Annotated in this window: 11 protein-coding genes; 5 read left to right on the forward strand and 6 right to left on the reverse strand. The window is 68.8% G+C overall.

Annotated elements, in window-relative coordinates; all coding sequences use genetic code 11:
* Positions 1–102: 102 nt before the first annotated feature.
* The 6 genes from OC490_RS20815 to OC490_RS20840 all read right to left on the reverse strand — a co-directional run bounded on the left by OC490_RS20815 (position 103) and on the right by OC490_RS20840 (position 5,710).
* Complete coding sequence (locus OC490_RS20815; protein ID WP_262059468.1) at positions 103–1,092, reverse strand: hypothetical protein; 990 nt, start codon at positions 1,090–1,092, stop codon at positions 103–105.
* A gap of 22 nt (positions 1,093–1,114) precedes the next feature.
* The gene (locus tag OC490_RS20820; RefSeq protein ID WP_262059469.1) at positions 1,115–2,407 is read right to left on the reverse strand and encodes a hypothetical protein; all 1,293 of its coding nucleotides are present in this window, start codon (positions 2,405–2,407) and stop codon (positions 1,115–1,117) included.
* Positions 2,404–2,766: a hypothetical protein gene (locus OC490_RS20825; RefSeq protein WP_262059470.1), complete on the reverse strand. Its 363-nt coding sequence runs from the start codon at positions 2,764–2,766 to the stop codon at positions 2,404–2,406. The genes OC490_RS20820 and OC490_RS20825 overlap by 4 nt, the downstream gene beginning before the upstream one ends.
* A gap of 1,470 nt (positions 2,767–4,236) precedes the next feature.
* Positions 4,237–4,728, reverse strand: a complete 492-nt coding sequence (locus tag OC490_RS20830; protein ID WP_262059471.1) for a DUF4188 domain-containing protein — start codon at positions 4,726–4,728, stop codon at positions 4,237–4,239.
* 34 nt (positions 4,729–4,762) lie between these two features.
* Positions 4,763–4,972, reverse strand: a complete 210-nt coding sequence (locus OC490_RS20835) for a 2TM domain-containing protein (RefSeq protein WP_262059472.1) — start codon at positions 4,970–4,972, stop codon at positions 4,763–4,765.
* 15 nt (positions 4,973–4,987) lie between these two features.
* Complete coding sequence (locus tag OC490_RS20840; protein WP_262059473.1) at positions 4,988–5,710, reverse strand: alpha/beta fold hydrolase; 723 nt, start codon at positions 5,708–5,710, stop codon at positions 4,988–4,990.
* Positions 5,711–5,892: 182 nt separating this feature from the next.
* Between OC490_RS20840 and OC490_RS20845 the strand changes: the two genes are divergently transcribed.
* From OC490_RS20845 to OC490_RS20870, 5 genes are all read left to right on the forward strand, one after another.
* Complete coding sequence (locus OC490_RS20845) at positions 5,893–8,460, forward strand: FAD-dependent oxidoreductase (protein WP_315986689.1); 2,568 nt, start codon at positions 5,893–5,895, stop codon at positions 8,458–8,460.
* 196 nt (positions 8,461–8,656) lie between these two features.
* Positions 8,657–11,821 carry an ATP-binding protein gene (locus OC490_RS20855; protein ID WP_262059474.1) on the forward strand — a complete coding sequence of 1,055 codons (3,165 nt, stop codon included), beginning with the start codon at positions 8,657–8,659 and terminating at the stop codon, positions 11,819–11,821.
* Positions 11,818–13,014, forward strand: coding sequence for a PLP-dependent aminotransferase family protein (locus tag OC490_RS20860; RefSeq protein WP_262059475.1), 1,197 nt, complete (start codon positions 11,818–11,820; stop codon positions 13,012–13,014). Before OC490_RS20855 ends, OC490_RS20860 begins: the two co-directional genes overlap by 4 nt.
* Positions 13,015–13,066: 52 nt before the next feature.
* Complete coding sequence (locus tag OC490_RS20865) at positions 13,067–14,422, forward strand: MFS transporter (RefSeq protein WP_410098777.1); 1,356 nt, start codon at positions 13,067–13,069, stop codon at positions 14,420–14,422.
* Between the two features lie 125 nt (positions 14,423–14,547).
* A complete protein-coding gene (locus OC490_RS20870) occupies positions 14,548–15,345 on the forward strand; it encodes an alpha/beta fold hydrolase (protein ID WP_262059477.1) in 798 nt (265 codons plus the stop codon).
* Positions 15,346–15,354: the final 9 nt, after the last annotated feature.

Here is a 15,354-nt window from a genome sequence, read left to right on the forward strand (position 1 = left end):
GGCCCCCACTGATCCTTCACCGGCCTCCACCCCGATGCGGCCGTGCCGAAGAACGCAGGGCGCTGGTTCGGTGCGGTGCCGACGGCTACCCCGCCCTCAGGTTCACACGCGGTGGAAGACGTCGAGCGGGCCGTAAGCGGCCGGCTTGCTGTTGGCCAGCTCAGGGTGGCTGCCGACGTGGTCCCGGAGGATGCCGATGGTGTCGGGCCACACGGTGAAGTGTGCTCCGTTGCCCGTGAGGATGCGGTCCCAGTCCTGGGAAGCCGAAACGCCGGTCCGGTCGATGACGAAACCGCGGCACTCGGTCGCGTCCTGGTCGAGCGTGCGCACCAGTGCCGCTACGGCCTCCTCGCGGTCGGGTGCCGGGACGTCGGTGAGGCGCAGTGTGATGCTCTGCGTCGTCTCGTCCGTGCGTCGCACGATGCCGGTCAGGGACTGGTCGTAGCCCTTCCAGCAGGTGAACTCGGCTTTCGAGTAGCGGTCGTCGGCCAGGGCGGCGGCGAGGGCTGTGCCATCACCGATCAGGGGTTCGCGGTTTCCCGTAGGCGTCTCGCGGAATCCGAAGAGGGCGTTTGTCAGCGGGTGCACGGCGGAGAGTCCCGCGATCTCCAGATGGGCGAGGAGCTGACGGGCGCTCGTGCTGTTCAGCTTCGGCACGTACCAGGTGAAGAAGCCCGTCGCCTTGGACGGGGTCGTGGCGGGGGCGCTGTCCGGGAACTCCTCCTGGAAAATCCGCCTGGCTTGTTCGTCGGGTACGTCAGGGACCGTGTAGTCGTTGGCCCGGATGTGGTCCAGGAACTCCTGCGGGAGGGCGGCGTGGTGACGGCGCACGTAGTGCACGAGGTCGACGGGCCAGAGCCAGGTACCGTCCGTGATCAGGGATCCGGAGCCGGCGATCCACCCTTCGCCGGTGAGGGCGTCGTGCTCGGAGCCCATCGTGGTGTAGATCTCCGGGGCCGATTCCAGGTAGGCGAGGATGCGGTCCTCGTCCCAGGGCCCACTGTCCTGTACGGCATCCAGCAGGGACGGCGCGTCATCTCGGACGGTGGCCTGGCCGCCGATCTCCCGATAGAAGCCCGCTCGCTTGATCATCTTCACTCCTGTGAGCCTGCCGCTAATGGGCCATGGGCAGGTAGGTGCGCCAGTAGCCATTGTTGCCGATGGTGGGGGTCTGGTTGAGGCCGAGTTGGGGGGACGTGCCCACCTTGCTCGTGGGTGCGGTCACGGGCACGCCGAGCTCGTTGGCGACGGACTGGGCGAGGGGCAGCTCGGGAGGTCTCGCGTCGGCGCCGGAGTAGCAGGAGATGAGGCGTACCGGTTCGCCGTGGTAGTTGGGATTGCTGCGGATGGCATCCGCGATGTGGTTGGGGTGCACTTCGAAGTCCGTCAGGGTTTTCCCCGCCGCGTTGACCCGGCCGGGAACGAACACCCCCTCGTCCGTGCCGTGCACGACCACGTCGTGCACACCGGGGACCCGGGCGACCCGTTGCAGGTTGTTCAGGGTCCGCTCGTCGTAGCCCACCGTGGTGGTGTTCTTGCCGAAGTAGACCGGGTCGCCCGAGACCAACTCGTAGTCGCCGGCCCGCGCCGGTGCTGCGGGGAGCTTCGAGTCGGGGGACTGGATCAGCTTCCAGGTACGGGACTTGCCCATCTCGTCGAGGGCCGCGCTGTTCAACCGGAAGCCGTTGAACAGGCCCTCCATGCCGCCGCTCTCGGCGACGATCCGGGCCGTGCTCCCGCCTGCTCCGAAGACGCCGCCGAACTCCATGCCGTAGAGGGCGGAGTCGCTCACCTCGTCGAGGTTGAGGCCCTTGCTCTCGCCGGTGGCGATCGCGACGGGCTGGGTCACCGCCAGGTCGACGGTGATCGATTCGAGTCCGCCGATGGCGGCCGTGGCGAGTGTGGTGCCGGCGATGGTGGCGATCTCGGTGGAGACGGTCACGCCGAGGGTGGCGGACAGTTCCAGGATCGAGGCGGTGGCGGCGGCAGCGGCGCCTTCGGAGATGCCGAAAGTGAAGACCGCGAGGGCGGTGCCGGCGACGATGGTGGCGCCGACGATCTCCAGCTCGTGTTCCAGATGCTTGACGGCCTTGTGGACGACATCGGCGTACTGGTCGAGGGCCTTGGCCATGTCACGGGCGCCGTCGATCATGTCCTGGAGCCAGCCGTGGCCGTCGTAGTAGTAGCGGCGCCAGAACGGGTCGTCGAAGGCGGATATCGCCTCGCCCTTGTTGTGCTCGATGATGCCCCGGGCCGACTTGTTCGCGGCGGCCGTGACCTCTTCGAGGTCGTCGGCAAAGTCCCGCCACGCCTTGGCCGCGTCCCGCAGACCGTCCTCGTCGGCATCCGGCCACCACATGCCGGTCATGTCCTGGACGATCTTCTTGACCTTGTCGGTCGCGCTCACTGCGCGGTTCCGTCGCCGTCGTGCGGAGCGGGCTGGATCTTGCCGAACATCGAGCGGACGAGCAGTTCGTTGTCGACATGGCCGTCCGCCATGTCGGTCATGGCCGCCTCGATGCTGGCCAGGCCGAGCGCCAGGATCCCGGCGGCTTCTTCCATCTTCGTCACGTGCGGGCCGTACTGCTCGTGGAACTTCTGGCCCTGCTCGTCGTCGCCCCACGGTGAACCGGCTGCCGTCAGGCCGGTCTTGAGCTTGGTCAGCGCCTTGGCCAGGTCGGAGCTGTGCGTGTGGAAATGCGGAGCTGTCGCCTTCAGGTCGGCGATCTTGATGTCGAGTATCTCGCCGTCGCTTTTGTCGCCCATGGCGTCGTCTGTTCCCCCTGAGTCGGCTGACTGGCCCGAAGACGCTAGTTCACCGAGCAGGTTTGCTGTCGCGATCTTGATCAAAGGGCGGCAAAGTCCTGATCAAGGTGATCAAAAGGTGAGGGCTGCGCGGCCCGTATTTACTGACTCGCTTCCGTCGGTGCGACGGCGCAGCTGTGTGTCCGCCGTCGATGTCGACGGTGACGCGGCGGGCGAGCCGGGCTTCTGAACGGTGCTGCAGGCCCCAATTCACCAGTTGTCCTTCGCCAATGAAGTCGGTCCGGCGGGGTGGTGCTGTGCTGGGGGGAGGGGGACTGGATTGAGTGGCAAAGCCCGGCGTTGGTGAACGACGACAGCTCGCTCGGGCCTGTTTCCGTCGGCGTCGGCCGCGATGGTGCGGGCCCTGCCGGCGCCGACTGAGGGACCGCTTGCCGTCGCCAGAGCTTGGGCGGGCGCCCCAGTGGGACGGCGAGATCGCTGTCGTCCTCCGTGACGTTTTCGCAAGCGGGGCCGTCACGGGATGATCATCTGGGCTCTGATGCACCTGTTCCCGGTGACGCATCATGTGGAGTGTGTGGCGATCCTTGAGCCGGTGGCCAAGGTGTCCTGACCTGCGGTTTTGTGCGTGCGCATTATGTGCGGTGTGGGCGTTACGGGCGATATCTTGACGCCGAAATGACGCTCGTGACGCTCGTTCTGATGGGGTGTCAGGCGTGTTGTGTCGCTGGTCAGGTGCACTGATTCTTAGTCCGGTCAGCCAGGAATCCTGACGCCCCCTGGTAGAGCCGAAAAACCGCCTCTGACCTGTATGTTCTCTTGATCATGCTCAGGCTGATGTCTTTGCGGTGACCGAACACCACTTCGTCGATCTAGCAAACGTGCAGGTCAAGTGGGGTCTGACTCTTCGAGGTCGGGCTCCTGGATTTTTACCGCGCTGGACAGGTGCTGGATTTCCTGACCTCTCGTCACCTGTCACCACCCCTGCTCATCGCTACCGTGCTGGGAAGGATGGGAGCGCCCGTGCTGGCGTGTGCACTGTCCAGGGCCTGGCGGCGGCAGGAAGTATGCGGGCGAAAGACCTCGCCACGCCTTCTTCGCTATCTGGACCAGCCCGGGTTTTGCATGACGGCCGTGATGGCGTGAACAGACGGAGCCGCAAGCGGCGGGGTTTCCAGAACCGTGCTTCACCGGCATCCGGTGGCAGTCGGCCGACGACCGGACCCGTGAGCGGGCTTCGGACTGTTGCCGCTGGACGTTGAGCAGTGCCTTCTCGACCGAGGCGGCAGGGGGGCGCGGAGGCGCAGGACAGTTCGCACCCGGCGCGGAGCGGATTTGGCCTCCCGCTTTCACGAGCGGCACCGTGCAGCACTTCATCGGAGACGCGAGAAGCGCTCGTGATCTGCGACAACAGGAGGGCGGTGCGGTGCCGTTCGTGGAAGTGCGAGGTCGGATTTGCGTGAGCGCGGGCAGCTACCTTTCTGCCGACCGTAGACGCTGGGCCGCTGTGTCGCCGCGCCGGGCCACCGGTACGACACCTGTCGCGGCGGCGAGGCCGTACGCGGGCATGTCGACGTACACCGATTCGTAGGAGCCTGCCGGGACGATGAACGTCTCGTGCCAGATGCCGACGTTCCCCTTTCCGGCGCGTGCGCGTCGGTTGAACTCGGTCCACGCGGGTCGGTGCTCCTTGTCGCGCTGATGGGCATACTCGAGGAGCCGGTCCTTGTCGGTCCAGTACTGGACGACGTAGAAGTCTCGGAGGCTGCCGTAGAGCACCTTGTAACCGAGAAGCCCGCTGCCCTTTTCCTGTGACAGCTCGCGCAGCATGCGCGGCATCGACATGAATGCCGGCAGCCAACTGGTGAATGCTCGCAGCCGGTTGATCCGCAGCCCGATGTGGAAGACTACGACGTCGCCTTCGGCGGCGGCGGTGTTGCGGCCCGGAACCACTTTCTCGGACATGATCCTCCTCTGGTCCTCCTTGCGACGGTTCAGGTCAATGACGGGCGAGTGATGGGGACTTCGACCGGATCACCCAGTAGTGGATCACCAGTCCGATGCCCCAGCCCAGAATCGACCACAAGGGCCAGAAGAAGTGGTCGCGGGTGAATATCCCCCACAGCACCACCTGGGCCACATTGGCGACGACGTACCAGAAGAGGTGGATCCGCAGGCCCCACCTCATGGCCTTTTCGCTCTTATGCATGGTCCCTCCCAGGGATCATCGGGTGGATGTCTGCTCCTGCACGGCTGTCTCGATGAGGCCCACCGCCGCACCCGGCCGGGAGACGAACACCATGTGCGAAGCGCCCTCGGCCAGCTGGGTCTTGGCGCCGGAGCGCTGGGCCATGAACTCCTGCGTCGCCGGTGGGATGATCCTGTCCGCGCCGCTGATCAGGTTGTAGCTCGGGATCGTGTGCCATGCCTGCGGACCGGTGGCGGGTTCGCCCAGGGCGGCGCCGGTGGCCGGGCGTTGCGTGATGGAGTAGAGGGTGGCTTCCTCTGCCGGCACGTCGGCCGCGAAGTGGGGATGAAAGACCTTCGGGTCGATGTAGAGGTCGACCTGGCCGTCGGGCAGCGCCACAGGTTTGAGGGATTCGCCCACGGTGCTGCCCGGGAACTTCTCCACCAGTGCTTGCGCGCTCTCGCCCGTCTCCGGCACGAACGCCGCCAGGTAGACCAGTGCCTTCACGTTCGTGTTTCCCTCGGCGGCAGCGGAGATGACCGCACCGCCGTACGAGTGCCCGACCAGCACGATCGGTCCCTCGACGCTGTCCAGCAGTGCCCTGACCTGAGCCGCGTCAAAGGCGAGTCCTCGCAGTGGATTCGGCGCGGAGGCCACTGAATGGCCGTCTGCGACAAGGCGCTTGGCGACGGCGTTGAAGCCGCTGCTGTCGGCAAAGGCTCCGTGTACGAGCACGATCGTCGGTTTCCCGTTCACCATGAACCAACTCTCCTTCGGATGACGGCCACTTCACGCTCGACGCAAAGCTATGGCGGCGTACTGGAGGGGAATTGAACGGGACCGGTGCTTGGTTCCAAGTGGTCTTCACTGGTCATTCAGTCGACGTCAAGCCGGCTCGGCCAATCTGAGCCCCCTCGCAGGACGGATGACTGGGGGTGCCGATGGTGTCGGACGAGGAAGCCGATGTGGTGGTGATCGGGTCGGGTATGGGGGGTCTCGCGGCGGCGCGCACGATCGCGCAGTTCGGCGGGAAGCGTGTGCTCGTCCTCGAACAGCACTACACGCTCGGCGGGATGACGCACGAGTTCTCCCGCGCCGGGCGATACCGGTTCGGTACCGGGCTGCATTACATGAGCGCGAGCGCCGGTCCGTTCCTCGGGTTCATGACGGACGGACGGGTGCAGCTCTCGCCCTTGCCTGAGGAGTACGACGCACTGCACTTCCCGGGGTTCGACTTCGCCGTTCCCGCTACGAAGGAACGGTTCAGTGAGCGTTTGAAGGAGCGGTTTCCTGCCGAGTCCGACGCGATCGACCGGTTCTTCCGGACCACGCGCTGGGCCATGGTCGGGCTGACCGCGCGCAATGTCCTGGCATCGTTCCCCGCCGGCGTACGGAAAGCGGGTGCGCCCGTCGTCGAGTGGCTCTTCCCGTCGACGTTCCGATCGTTGCGGGACCAGGTTTCCCGCAGCTTCCGCGATCCACGCCTGCGGGCCGTTCTGGCCGCGCGCTGGGGGCTGTACGGCACTCCGCCGACGTCGAGCGCGTTCGGCTGCCACGCGGCGGTCCCGCTGACCTTCTTCATGGAGGGCACCACACATCCCGTGGGCGGCCCTCAGGAGCTCAACCGGGTCGTTCTGGAGATCCTTCAGCGGTACGGCGTGGTGCTGCGCTCCCGGCAGCGGGTCCACGAGGTCGTCGTCGAGGACGGCAAGGTGACCGGTGTCGACGTCGAGGACACCGCCGCCGGCCGGCGCTACCGGGTGCGGACGGACACCGTCGTCTCGGCGGCCGGGGTGCGCAACACGTACGCGCTGATCGGCAGGAGCCACGAACTGGCCGATCTGCCGGAGGAACGGTCGGCGGTCATGCTGTTTCTGGGACTGGACCGGTCTCCGGCCGAGTTCGGGCTGCGCGGCGAGAACCACTGGTTCATGCCGGATCTCGACGAGCACGACGGCGTTCATCGCCCTCCGGGGGAGGGCACGCTGTACGTCTCGTTCGCCTCGCTCAACAACCCGGCCGCCCGCTTCCACACGGTGGAGTTGCTGGAACTCGTCGATCCGAAGGTGGTCGACCAGTGGCGTGGGACGCCCGAGGACGAACGGCCGGACAGCTACCGGAAGTTCAAGGAAGAGCTGACCGGCCGGTTGATCGCCCGCGTGGAGGAACGCTGGCCCGGCTTCCGGGAGACCGTCGCCTTCGCCGAACTGGCGACACCGCTGTCGTTCGAGACCTATCAGCACAGTGTGCGGGGATCCTTCTACGGGCTCGCGGCGACTCCCCAGCGGCTGCGCTCGGCTCGGGCGGGATGCCGTACGCCGGTCAAGGGTCTTTTCGTGGCCGGGCAGGACGCCTGGGGGTCCGGCGTGGTGGGGGCGCTGGCGGGCGGGCTGATGGCGGCGAACGCCGTCCTGAAACCGCGGCAGCTCGGGACGATGTGGCGGGCCATCGCCACCGGCGGGGCGGTCAGGGATTCGGCCACGCCCTGGGAGGGGTATCTGCGCGTGGCCGGAATCGAGGTGCTGACCCCGACGGTCCGAAAGATCCGCTTCGAACCCCTGGCCGGCGACACGATGGCGTTCTCGTTCACCGCCGGGCAGTACGTGAAGGTCGAACTGCCCGTTGCCGTCGAGCCGATCGAACGGTCGTACTCGATCTGCAGCAGTCCGCGAGAGAGCGGCTTCGTCGAGATCGCCGTGAAGCACGAGCCGGACGGGCTGGGCTCCGGATTCCTGCACGAGGAACTGGAGCCCGGGCAGGCGTTGCGGGTGAGCGGCCCGCACGGCGAGTTCACCTGGGAGCCGGGCACCGGGGCGGACCCGCTCCTGCTCATCGCCGGGGGCGTCGGCATCACCCCGCTGATGAGCGTGCTGCTCGCGGCCGCCGACGCCGGTCACAGGGGACGGATCGTCCTGCTGGCGAGCCACCGGACCGAGAACGAGGTGGTGTTCGGGCCGGAGATCGAAGCGCTGCGGTCCCGGCTGCCGGGGCTGGAGGCGTCGGTCTTCACCACCGACCGGACAGGGCGGATCGGTCCCGATGCGCTGCGGCCCCACGCCCGCCCGACGACGCGCGTGCACCTGTGCGGGCCGGCGCCCATGATGCAGGACCTGATCGGCCGCCTGACAGAACTGGGAGTGCCGCGAGAGGCCATCCACACCGAGGCGTTCGTGTCGGGCCGGAGCAGGGAGACTCGCCGGGAGAAGGCGCACGCCATCGCCGTCGCTGCCGCGGCGGCCGGTGTCACCGAGTTCATGATCGGCACGGATGGCAGCGCCCCGACGTTCCCGTGCAGCCCCGGGCAGTCGGTCCTCGACGCCGCCAACGCCGTCGGTGTCGCCCTGCCCCAGTCGTGCGGCGAAGGCGCCTGCGGTACGTGCCGGGTGCGGGTACTCTCCGGTGCTTGTGAGACCGACGACCGGGGGATGTTCTCCGCCGACGAGTTGGCGGCGGGCTGGCGGCTGGCCTGCCAGACACTGCCCACCGAGGACCTGGTGATCGGCTCGTAGGACGGTGGTACGTGGCGCATTGCTCGTCGGGAGGAGCGCGCCGCGATTGCGGCTGTCGCCTCTGGTGGTTTCCGGTTGTTTGCTTTGTATTTCCAGTCAGCAATTCCTGGTAATCGCTTTGCCTGTCATGGGACTTGAGCCACCATGGACGGCGGATGGAGGCGAAGGTCGACCGAGGCTGGGAACGGGAATAGGAATGATTTCCTCCGCTGCGTCTCTGCGGCTGCAGATTCTCGGTCCGTTGCGTATCTGGCGGGACGGCGTCGAACTGGACCCCGGCCCTCCGCAGCAGTCGTACCTGCTCGCGATCCTGCTCGCCCGCGCGGGCGAGCCGATCAGCACGAGCGAGTTGGTCGACCTGATCTGGGCCGAGGACGTCCCGGCGTCGGCTGTGAACATTCTCCAGAAGTACGTCGGCGCGTTGCGGCGGCTCTTCGAGCCTTCGCTGCCCGTTCGCGAAGCCGGCTCGTTCCTCCACCGGCGTGGCAATTCCTACCTTTTCGTCGTCGGCCCCGCCGTGCTGGACCTCGTCGCGTTCCGAGAACTCGTCGGTGCCGCCAAGGCCGCGCTGACTCGGCACGATCATGAGGTGGCTCTCGATCACTACGTCGGAGCGCTCGAGCTCTGGCACGGCTCGGCGGGCGACGGTATCGCCGACGGGACGATGGCCACGACGGTCTTCGCCGCACTCGACAACGAGTTCTTCGACGCGTGCACGGCGGCGGCGGAGTTTGCCGTGTCGATGGGCCGACCGGAGCGGATACTCGCGGCCTTGCGACTGGCCGCATCGATGGCACCGTTCAACGAACCCGTGCTCGCCGGTCTCGTCGGCGTTCTCGGCGCCACCGGACGCCAGGCGGAGGCGCTGTCGGTGTATGGGCAGGTCCGCGACCGGCTCGCCGAGGAACTCGGCATCGACCCGGGCCCGGCGCTGGAGGACGCGCAACGGCGGGTTTTCACGCAGCCCCCGGCGGTGCCGCGTGTGTGGGAGGCGGACGAGGAGGTCGGACGGGCCACGGCGGCCACCTTGTTCGGCCGGACCGAGGAACTCGCCACGCTGCGGCGCATCGTGGAGCGCGCACTCGCCGGCGACACCGCGATCGGCGTTGTCGAAGGCGAACCCGGCGCGGGCAAGACCCGGCTGCTGGAGGAGGCTGCTGCTGTGGCGGGCCGGCTGGGGGCACTCACCGTCTGGGGCTCCTGCCTGGAGGGTGACGGGACACCGGCGATGTGGCCATGGGAGCAGGCACTGAGCCAGGTCGTGCGCAGTCTGCCCGCTCCGGCGGGTGAACAGTGGCTCACCGGCGGGCTGGGAAGCCTCCTCGCGACGCGGGACGACGCAAGCCGGGAGTTGCCCGACGGCAACGCCCAGTTCCGGCTGTTCGAACAGGTCGTCGCCCTCGTCGGACAAGCCTCGGCGCGGCGGCCGACACTCCTGATACTCGATGACCTCCAGTGGGCCGACGCCACCTCGCTGCAGTTGCTGCAGCACCTGGCGGGGCGGCTGCCCCAGGGCACGGCGATCATCGGCGCGCTACGTGACCGCGCACCCGCACTCGGCCCCGGCCTCTCCCGGGTGCTGGCCGCCGCCAGCCGGCGCCCCGGTCACCGCAGGTTCCGGCTCGGCCCCCTCGGTCCGGGCGACGTGGCCGAACTCATCCGTCACGAGGCCGGCCAGGATCCCGGCGACGCCGTCGCCCGCGCCATCCACGCCCGTACCTCCGGCAATCCGTTCTTCGTCCGTGAACTGTCCCGGCTCCTCAGCGGGGCCGGCGTGATCGGCGACGGCGACACCTCCGCATCGCCCGGAGTCCCGTCCACCGTCCATGACGTCGTCCGCGACCGGATGGCCGGGCTCGACGACCGCGCCCGCGACCTGCTGCACGTGGCCGCGCTCATCGGCCGCGACGTCGACCTCAGGCTGCTGTCCCGCGCCACCGGCGTGGACGTCGCGGACTGTCTCCATCGCCTGGAACCGCTGCGAACTCTCGGGCTGCTCGAACCCGGGCCCCAGGACCCGTCCTCGCTCCGCTTCGCACACGACCTGGTGCGCGAGTCGGTCTCCGAGACCGCGACGAAACAGCAGGTCACCCGACTGCATCTGCGCGTCGCGGACGCGCTCGAACAGATCCACGCCGACGACGAGCACGTCGCCGAACGCCTCGCCTACCACCTGTGGGCCGCCGGCCCCCTCGCCGAGCCCGATCGCACCGCGGAGGCGCTGATCCGCGCCGGGCGCCGCGCGGCGGCCAAACTCGCCTTCGAGTCCGCCAGTCGACAACTGCGCTCCGCTGTGCAGGTCACCCGTGCTTCAGGACTCATGGAGCTGGAGTTCTCCGCCCTCACGCTGCTCGCCATCGTCGTCAGACGGCAGTCGGGGTACGACACCTCGATATTCGATCTGCTGGGGCGGGCCGAATACCTGGCCCGCACCCTCGGCCGGGAGGAGGAGGCCGCAGATTTCCTCTTCATCCGTCTGATGGGCGCCTACACCTCCATCGAGAAGGGCCGTGGGCAGTTGGCCCGCCGCATGCACGAGCTCGGTCAGGCGTCCTCCGCTCCCGCCGTCCGACGCTACGGCCGGCAGGCATGGGGCCTGCATCAGTGGGACATCGGCAACATCGGCGAGGCGTACCGGTCCTTCAGCAAAGAAGATGTCACCGCCGACGGCATCGTCGCCCCGGACGAAGAGACACCGCTCCGGCGGGACGGCAGCATTCCCGGGGAAGGACCTGGCTGGCGGGCAGTCATGACCGCGCTGCACGGTGATGTCGACACGGCTCTGGCTTTCGTCGACACCTGGGACACCCCGGGGGATCCGTACGCGGCCTCGGTCTGGGTCTACTACACGACCATGATCGCTTCCATGGCCGGGGACGCGGAAACGGCACGGCGAGCCGGCGAGCGGTGGGTCGCCGCCGGCCTTGCCCGCCTCAGCGCCCACATCGACCACTACATCCGGCAGTTCTGGTGCTGGGCACGCGCCCTCACCGGCGAGGATCCGTCAGGCGCCGCGGCCGAGGCCGAGGAACTCCTGGCAGCCCACCTGCTCGATCCACCGCAATGGGGCATCGCCTACCACTACGCGCTGATCGCCGAGATGTGGCTGGCCGCCGGACTGCCCGATCGGGCCGACGCCGCTCTCGATCGAGCCGACCAGGCAATGTGGGACTACGGCCAGCGTTACGCCGAAGGGCTGCTCCTGCTGCTGAAGGCGCGCCTGCTGCAGGCCCGCGGTGCACCCCTCACCGCTGTCCGGGCCGCCGCCGAACGCGCCCGCACGCACTCCACCGCGTGTGAGGCGCACCTGTTCGCGCGCCGCGCCGAACAACTCCTTTCAGGGCCTGGAGGCAGTACATGACCGCAGGTCCTGAGGAACAGAACGGGCTGACATCCCTGGCCCGCGGGCTCTCGGCGCCGAAGGGCTTCGTCGACGCCAGCCTGGCCGCCCCCGCCCCCGGAACCATTCGACTGCTGGGTGGCATCCCCGCGCCCGAGGCTTTGCCGGTCGAGGCGATCGGCCGGGCATCGGCTCACCTGTGGCAGGCCACCGACGCCGCGGTCGCGTCCCTGCAGTACGCGCCGGCGCGCGGATCGGCCGCGCTGTGCGACTGGATCGCGAAGCGGGAGGGCGTCGACCCGAGCCGGATCGTGGTGACGAACGGTGGCATGCACGGCCTCGCACTGGCGGTGCTGACCGTGGTCGAGCGGGGCGCCACCGTCGCGGTGGACGATCCGGTGTTCCCGGGCTTCCTGTGGGCCCTGGAGGTGTCGACGACGCGGATCCTGCCGGTACCGGTCGTGGCCGACGGTTTCGATGTCGAACACCTCGCCCGACGGCTCGCCACCGGCGCCCGGATCGCCGCCGCCTACACCGTGCCGGACTTCCACAACCCCGCCCAGGTAAGTCTCTCGGCGCCGAAGCGGCAGGCACTGATCGACCTCGCCGAGCGGTACGGCTTCTACGTGATCATCGACGATCCGTACCGCGAACTGCGCTTCGGCGGCCAGGACCAGGGTGTCGCGGTCTTCCACCAGTCGGATCGGGCGATCCACGTCAACACCTTCACCAAGACCCTCGGCCCCGGCTGGCGCGTGGGCTGGCTGGTACTGCCGGACCACCTGGTGGAACCGGTGATTCGGCTGCGCAACCGCCTCGACGTCCACACGTCCTCGGTGACCCAGGCGGTCATCGAACGGCTGCTCACCGACGACGCCCATCTCTTCGACCGGATCGTGCGCGGCGCCACCGCGCTGTACCGGGAGCGCGCCGGCGCGCTGATCGACGCCCTGAGGGAACAACTCCCGGGCGCCTTCGACATCGTGGCCCCCGAAGGCGGGCTGTTCCTCTGGCCGCGGCTCACCGACGACGCCGTGGACCCCGCGGCGCTGTTCCGGCGGGCGGCCGCCCACGGCGTGCTCTACCAGCCGGGCGAGTTCTTCGCGGCGGACCCCCGGCGGCCGTCCTCGACCCGGCATGTGCGGTTCGCCTACAGCGACCGCACCCCGGAAGAGCTCCGGGAGGCCGTACGCCGGCTGGTCCTGGCCTTTTGAGGACACACGCGAGCAACGCAGTCCCCTGTGCTGGATTCCCTGGAGGCGGCTCATGACCGACGTTCGGCTCCCCCTGCGCGCACTCGTCCCGTTCGCCGCCGGTTCGGTCGGCATGGGCATCTGGGTCACCGTGCCGGGCGTCTTCCTGCTGTACTTCCTGACGGACGTCCTGGGCGTGCCGCCGCAGACGGCCGGCCTCGCGCTGCTGCTGCCGAATGTCGCCGACATCGTGGTGCACCCGTGGGTGGGCCGGATCTCCGACGCCGGCCTGGCCGGCCGCGGCCACCGCCGACAGCTGATGCTGGTCGGCTGTGTGGTGATGCTCGCCTTCGTGGCCATGTTCGCCGTGCCGTCGGACCTGCACGGGACCTCCGCAGCGATATGGGTCTCGGCTGCGCTGGTCGCCGGCAACCTGCTCTATTCGTGCTACCAGGTCCCCTACCTCGCCACACCGGCCGACCTGGGCATCGGCTACCACGAGCGGACCCGGCTCATGGGCTACCGCAATGTCGTGATCACTGTGAGCGTCCTGCTGGCCGGCGTGGCCGCGCCGGTGGTCGCCGGCGACGATCCGGGCGTCGGCGACTACACGAAAATGGCCCTGCTGCTCGGCGCGGTCATGCTCGCGGCGATGCTGTTCGGCATCACCGGCGTCGCCCGCCTCAACCGGGCCGCGCCGGGCACTCCGGCCGAGCCGGGGCACCGGGGCGGGCTGCTGGTGGCCATGCGCGACCGGCAGTTCCGGGCGCTGATCGCGTCTTATCTGACCGTCGCGATCACGATGAACCTGGTACTGGCCGCCATGCCGTACTTCGCCGAGTACGAGCTGGGCCGCTCCTCACTTACGACCCTGCTCATCGCGGCGTTCATGGCGCCGGCGGTCCTGACCACGCCCCTGTGGGTACTGGTGGCCCGGCGTCTCGGCAAGCAGCGCAGCCTGCTCGTCGCCCAGGCCGCGTTCGTGGCCGGCTCCCTGGTGCTGGCCCTGGGCGCCGCGGCCGGCCTGCCCTTGCTGATCACGGCCGTGGCGGTGCTGGGCGTCGCGTTCGCCGCGATGCAGCTGATGCCGCTGTCGATGGTGCCCGACGTCATCGCCGCCGCCGGGCCGGCCGGTACCGCCAGCGCGGGCAGCTACACCGGCGTGTGGACCGCCGCCGAGGCCACTGGCGGCGCACTGGGGCCGTACATGTACTCGGCCTGCCTGGCCGCGGGCGGGTTCGTGGCCAGTACCGCGGGCGAGCACACCACGCAGTCCTCCGGTGCGCTGGCGGCTGTTCGCTACGGCTTCACCTTGGTGCCGGCCGTGCTCATGACGATCGCCATCGTGCTGCAACGCCGGTACACCTTGGACAAGCGCGCCCACACCGCAACGCCGCGTGCCGTCGCCCAGGAGAAAGCGGTGGGGTGACGGAACCGCCAGTGAAGCGGCCCCTGGAGAGTGCCCGGATTTCCGTTCAGTTCTCGTCAAGTGACCGGTTCTACGCTGACCCGCGATCACCACCGAGCACACCGGATATCGAAGGGCATACATCCATGACGACAACTCGCCGGGGACTGTTGGCCGGATCCGCCGCGGTCGTAGTGGGCGCCGCGCTCGACGCGCCCGCCGCGCAGGCACACACCGGAAGCGGCAGCGGCCACAAGCCCACCGTGGTACTCGTGCACGGCGCGTTCGCCGACGCCTCCGGCTGGAACGCGGTCGCCTCCCGGCTCATCCGCGACGGCTACCCGGTCATTGCACCGCCCAACCCACTGCGCAGCGTGGCCTCCGACTCCGCCTATCTGGCCGGCATCCTCGCGACCCTCAGCGGCCCGCTCGTCCTCGTCGCGCACTCCTACGGCGGGATCGTCGTCACCAACGCCGCGACCGGCAACCCGAACGTGAAGGCGCTGGTCTACGTCAACGCCTTCGTGCCCGATCAAGGGGAGACGCTGCTGGGCCTGCAGACCAAGTACCCGGGAAGCAGGCTCAGTGAGGCGGCGCTGGACTTCCGTCCCTACGGAGAGGGCCTCGTCGACGGATACATCAAGAAGGAGCTCTTCCACGACGTGTTCGCCGGCGACCTGCAGAGGGCGACCACCGAGCTGATGTGGGCCGGCCAGCGGCCGGCCGACACGCGCACCCTCGGGGAGCCGTCCGGCGCCCCGGCCTGGAAGAGCATTCCGTCCTGGTACCTCGTGGGCCGCGACGACCAGGTGCTGCCCCCGGCGGCCCAGCGGTTCATGGCGCGCCGGGCCGGCGCACGCACCTTCGAGGCCGACACCTCCCACGTTGCGATGATCGCGCAGCCCGCGACGACGGCCGCCCTCATCAAGCGCGCCGCGCGCTGACACCACGAA

This window comes from Streptomyces sp. STR69 (genome assembly GCF_024519455.1).
Classification (GTDB): domain Bacteria; phylum Actinomycetota; class Actinomycetes; order Streptomycetales; family Streptomycetaceae; genus Streptomyces.

Coding starts and splice junctions, on each gene's coding strand:
- OC490_RS20815 (WP_262059468.1), bottom strand. CDS start 1,092: ATGATCAAGCGAGCGGGCTTCTATCGGGAGATCGGCGGCCAGGCCACC.
- OC490_RS20825 (WP_262059470.1), bottom strand. CDS start 2,766: ATGGGCGACAAAAGCGACGGCGAGATACTCGACATCAAGATCGCCGAC.
- OC490_RS20830 (WP_262059471.1), bottom strand. CDS start 4,728: ATGTCCGAGAAAGTGGTTCCGGGCCGCAACACCGCCGCCGCCGAAGGC.
- OC490_RS20835 (WP_262059472.1), bottom strand. CDS start 4,972: ATGCATAAGAGCGAAAAGGCCATGAGGTGGGGCCTGCGGATCCACCTC.
- OC490_RS20840 (WP_262059473.1), bottom strand. CDS start 5,710: ATGGTGAACGGGAAACCGACGATCGTGCTCGTACACGGAGCCTTTGCC.
- OC490_RS20845 (WP_315986689.1), top strand. CDS start 5,893: ATGGTGTCGGACGAGGAAGCCGATGTGGTGGTGATCGGGTCGGGTATG.
- OC490_RS20855 (WP_262059474.1), top strand. CDS start 8,657: ATGATTTCCTCCGCTGCGTCTCTGCGGCTGCAGATTCTCGGTCCGTTG.
- OC490_RS20860 (WP_262059475.1), top strand. CDS start 11,818: ATGACCGCAGGTCCTGAGGAACAGAACGGGCTGACATCCCTGGCCCGC.
- OC490_RS20865 (WP_410098777.1), top strand. CDS start 13,067: ATGACCGACGTTCGGCTCCCCCTGCGCGCACTCGTCCCGTTCGCCGCC.
- OC490_RS20870 (WP_262059477.1), top strand. CDS start 14,548: ATGACGACAACTCGCCGGGGACTGTTGGCCGGATCCGCCGCGGTCGTA.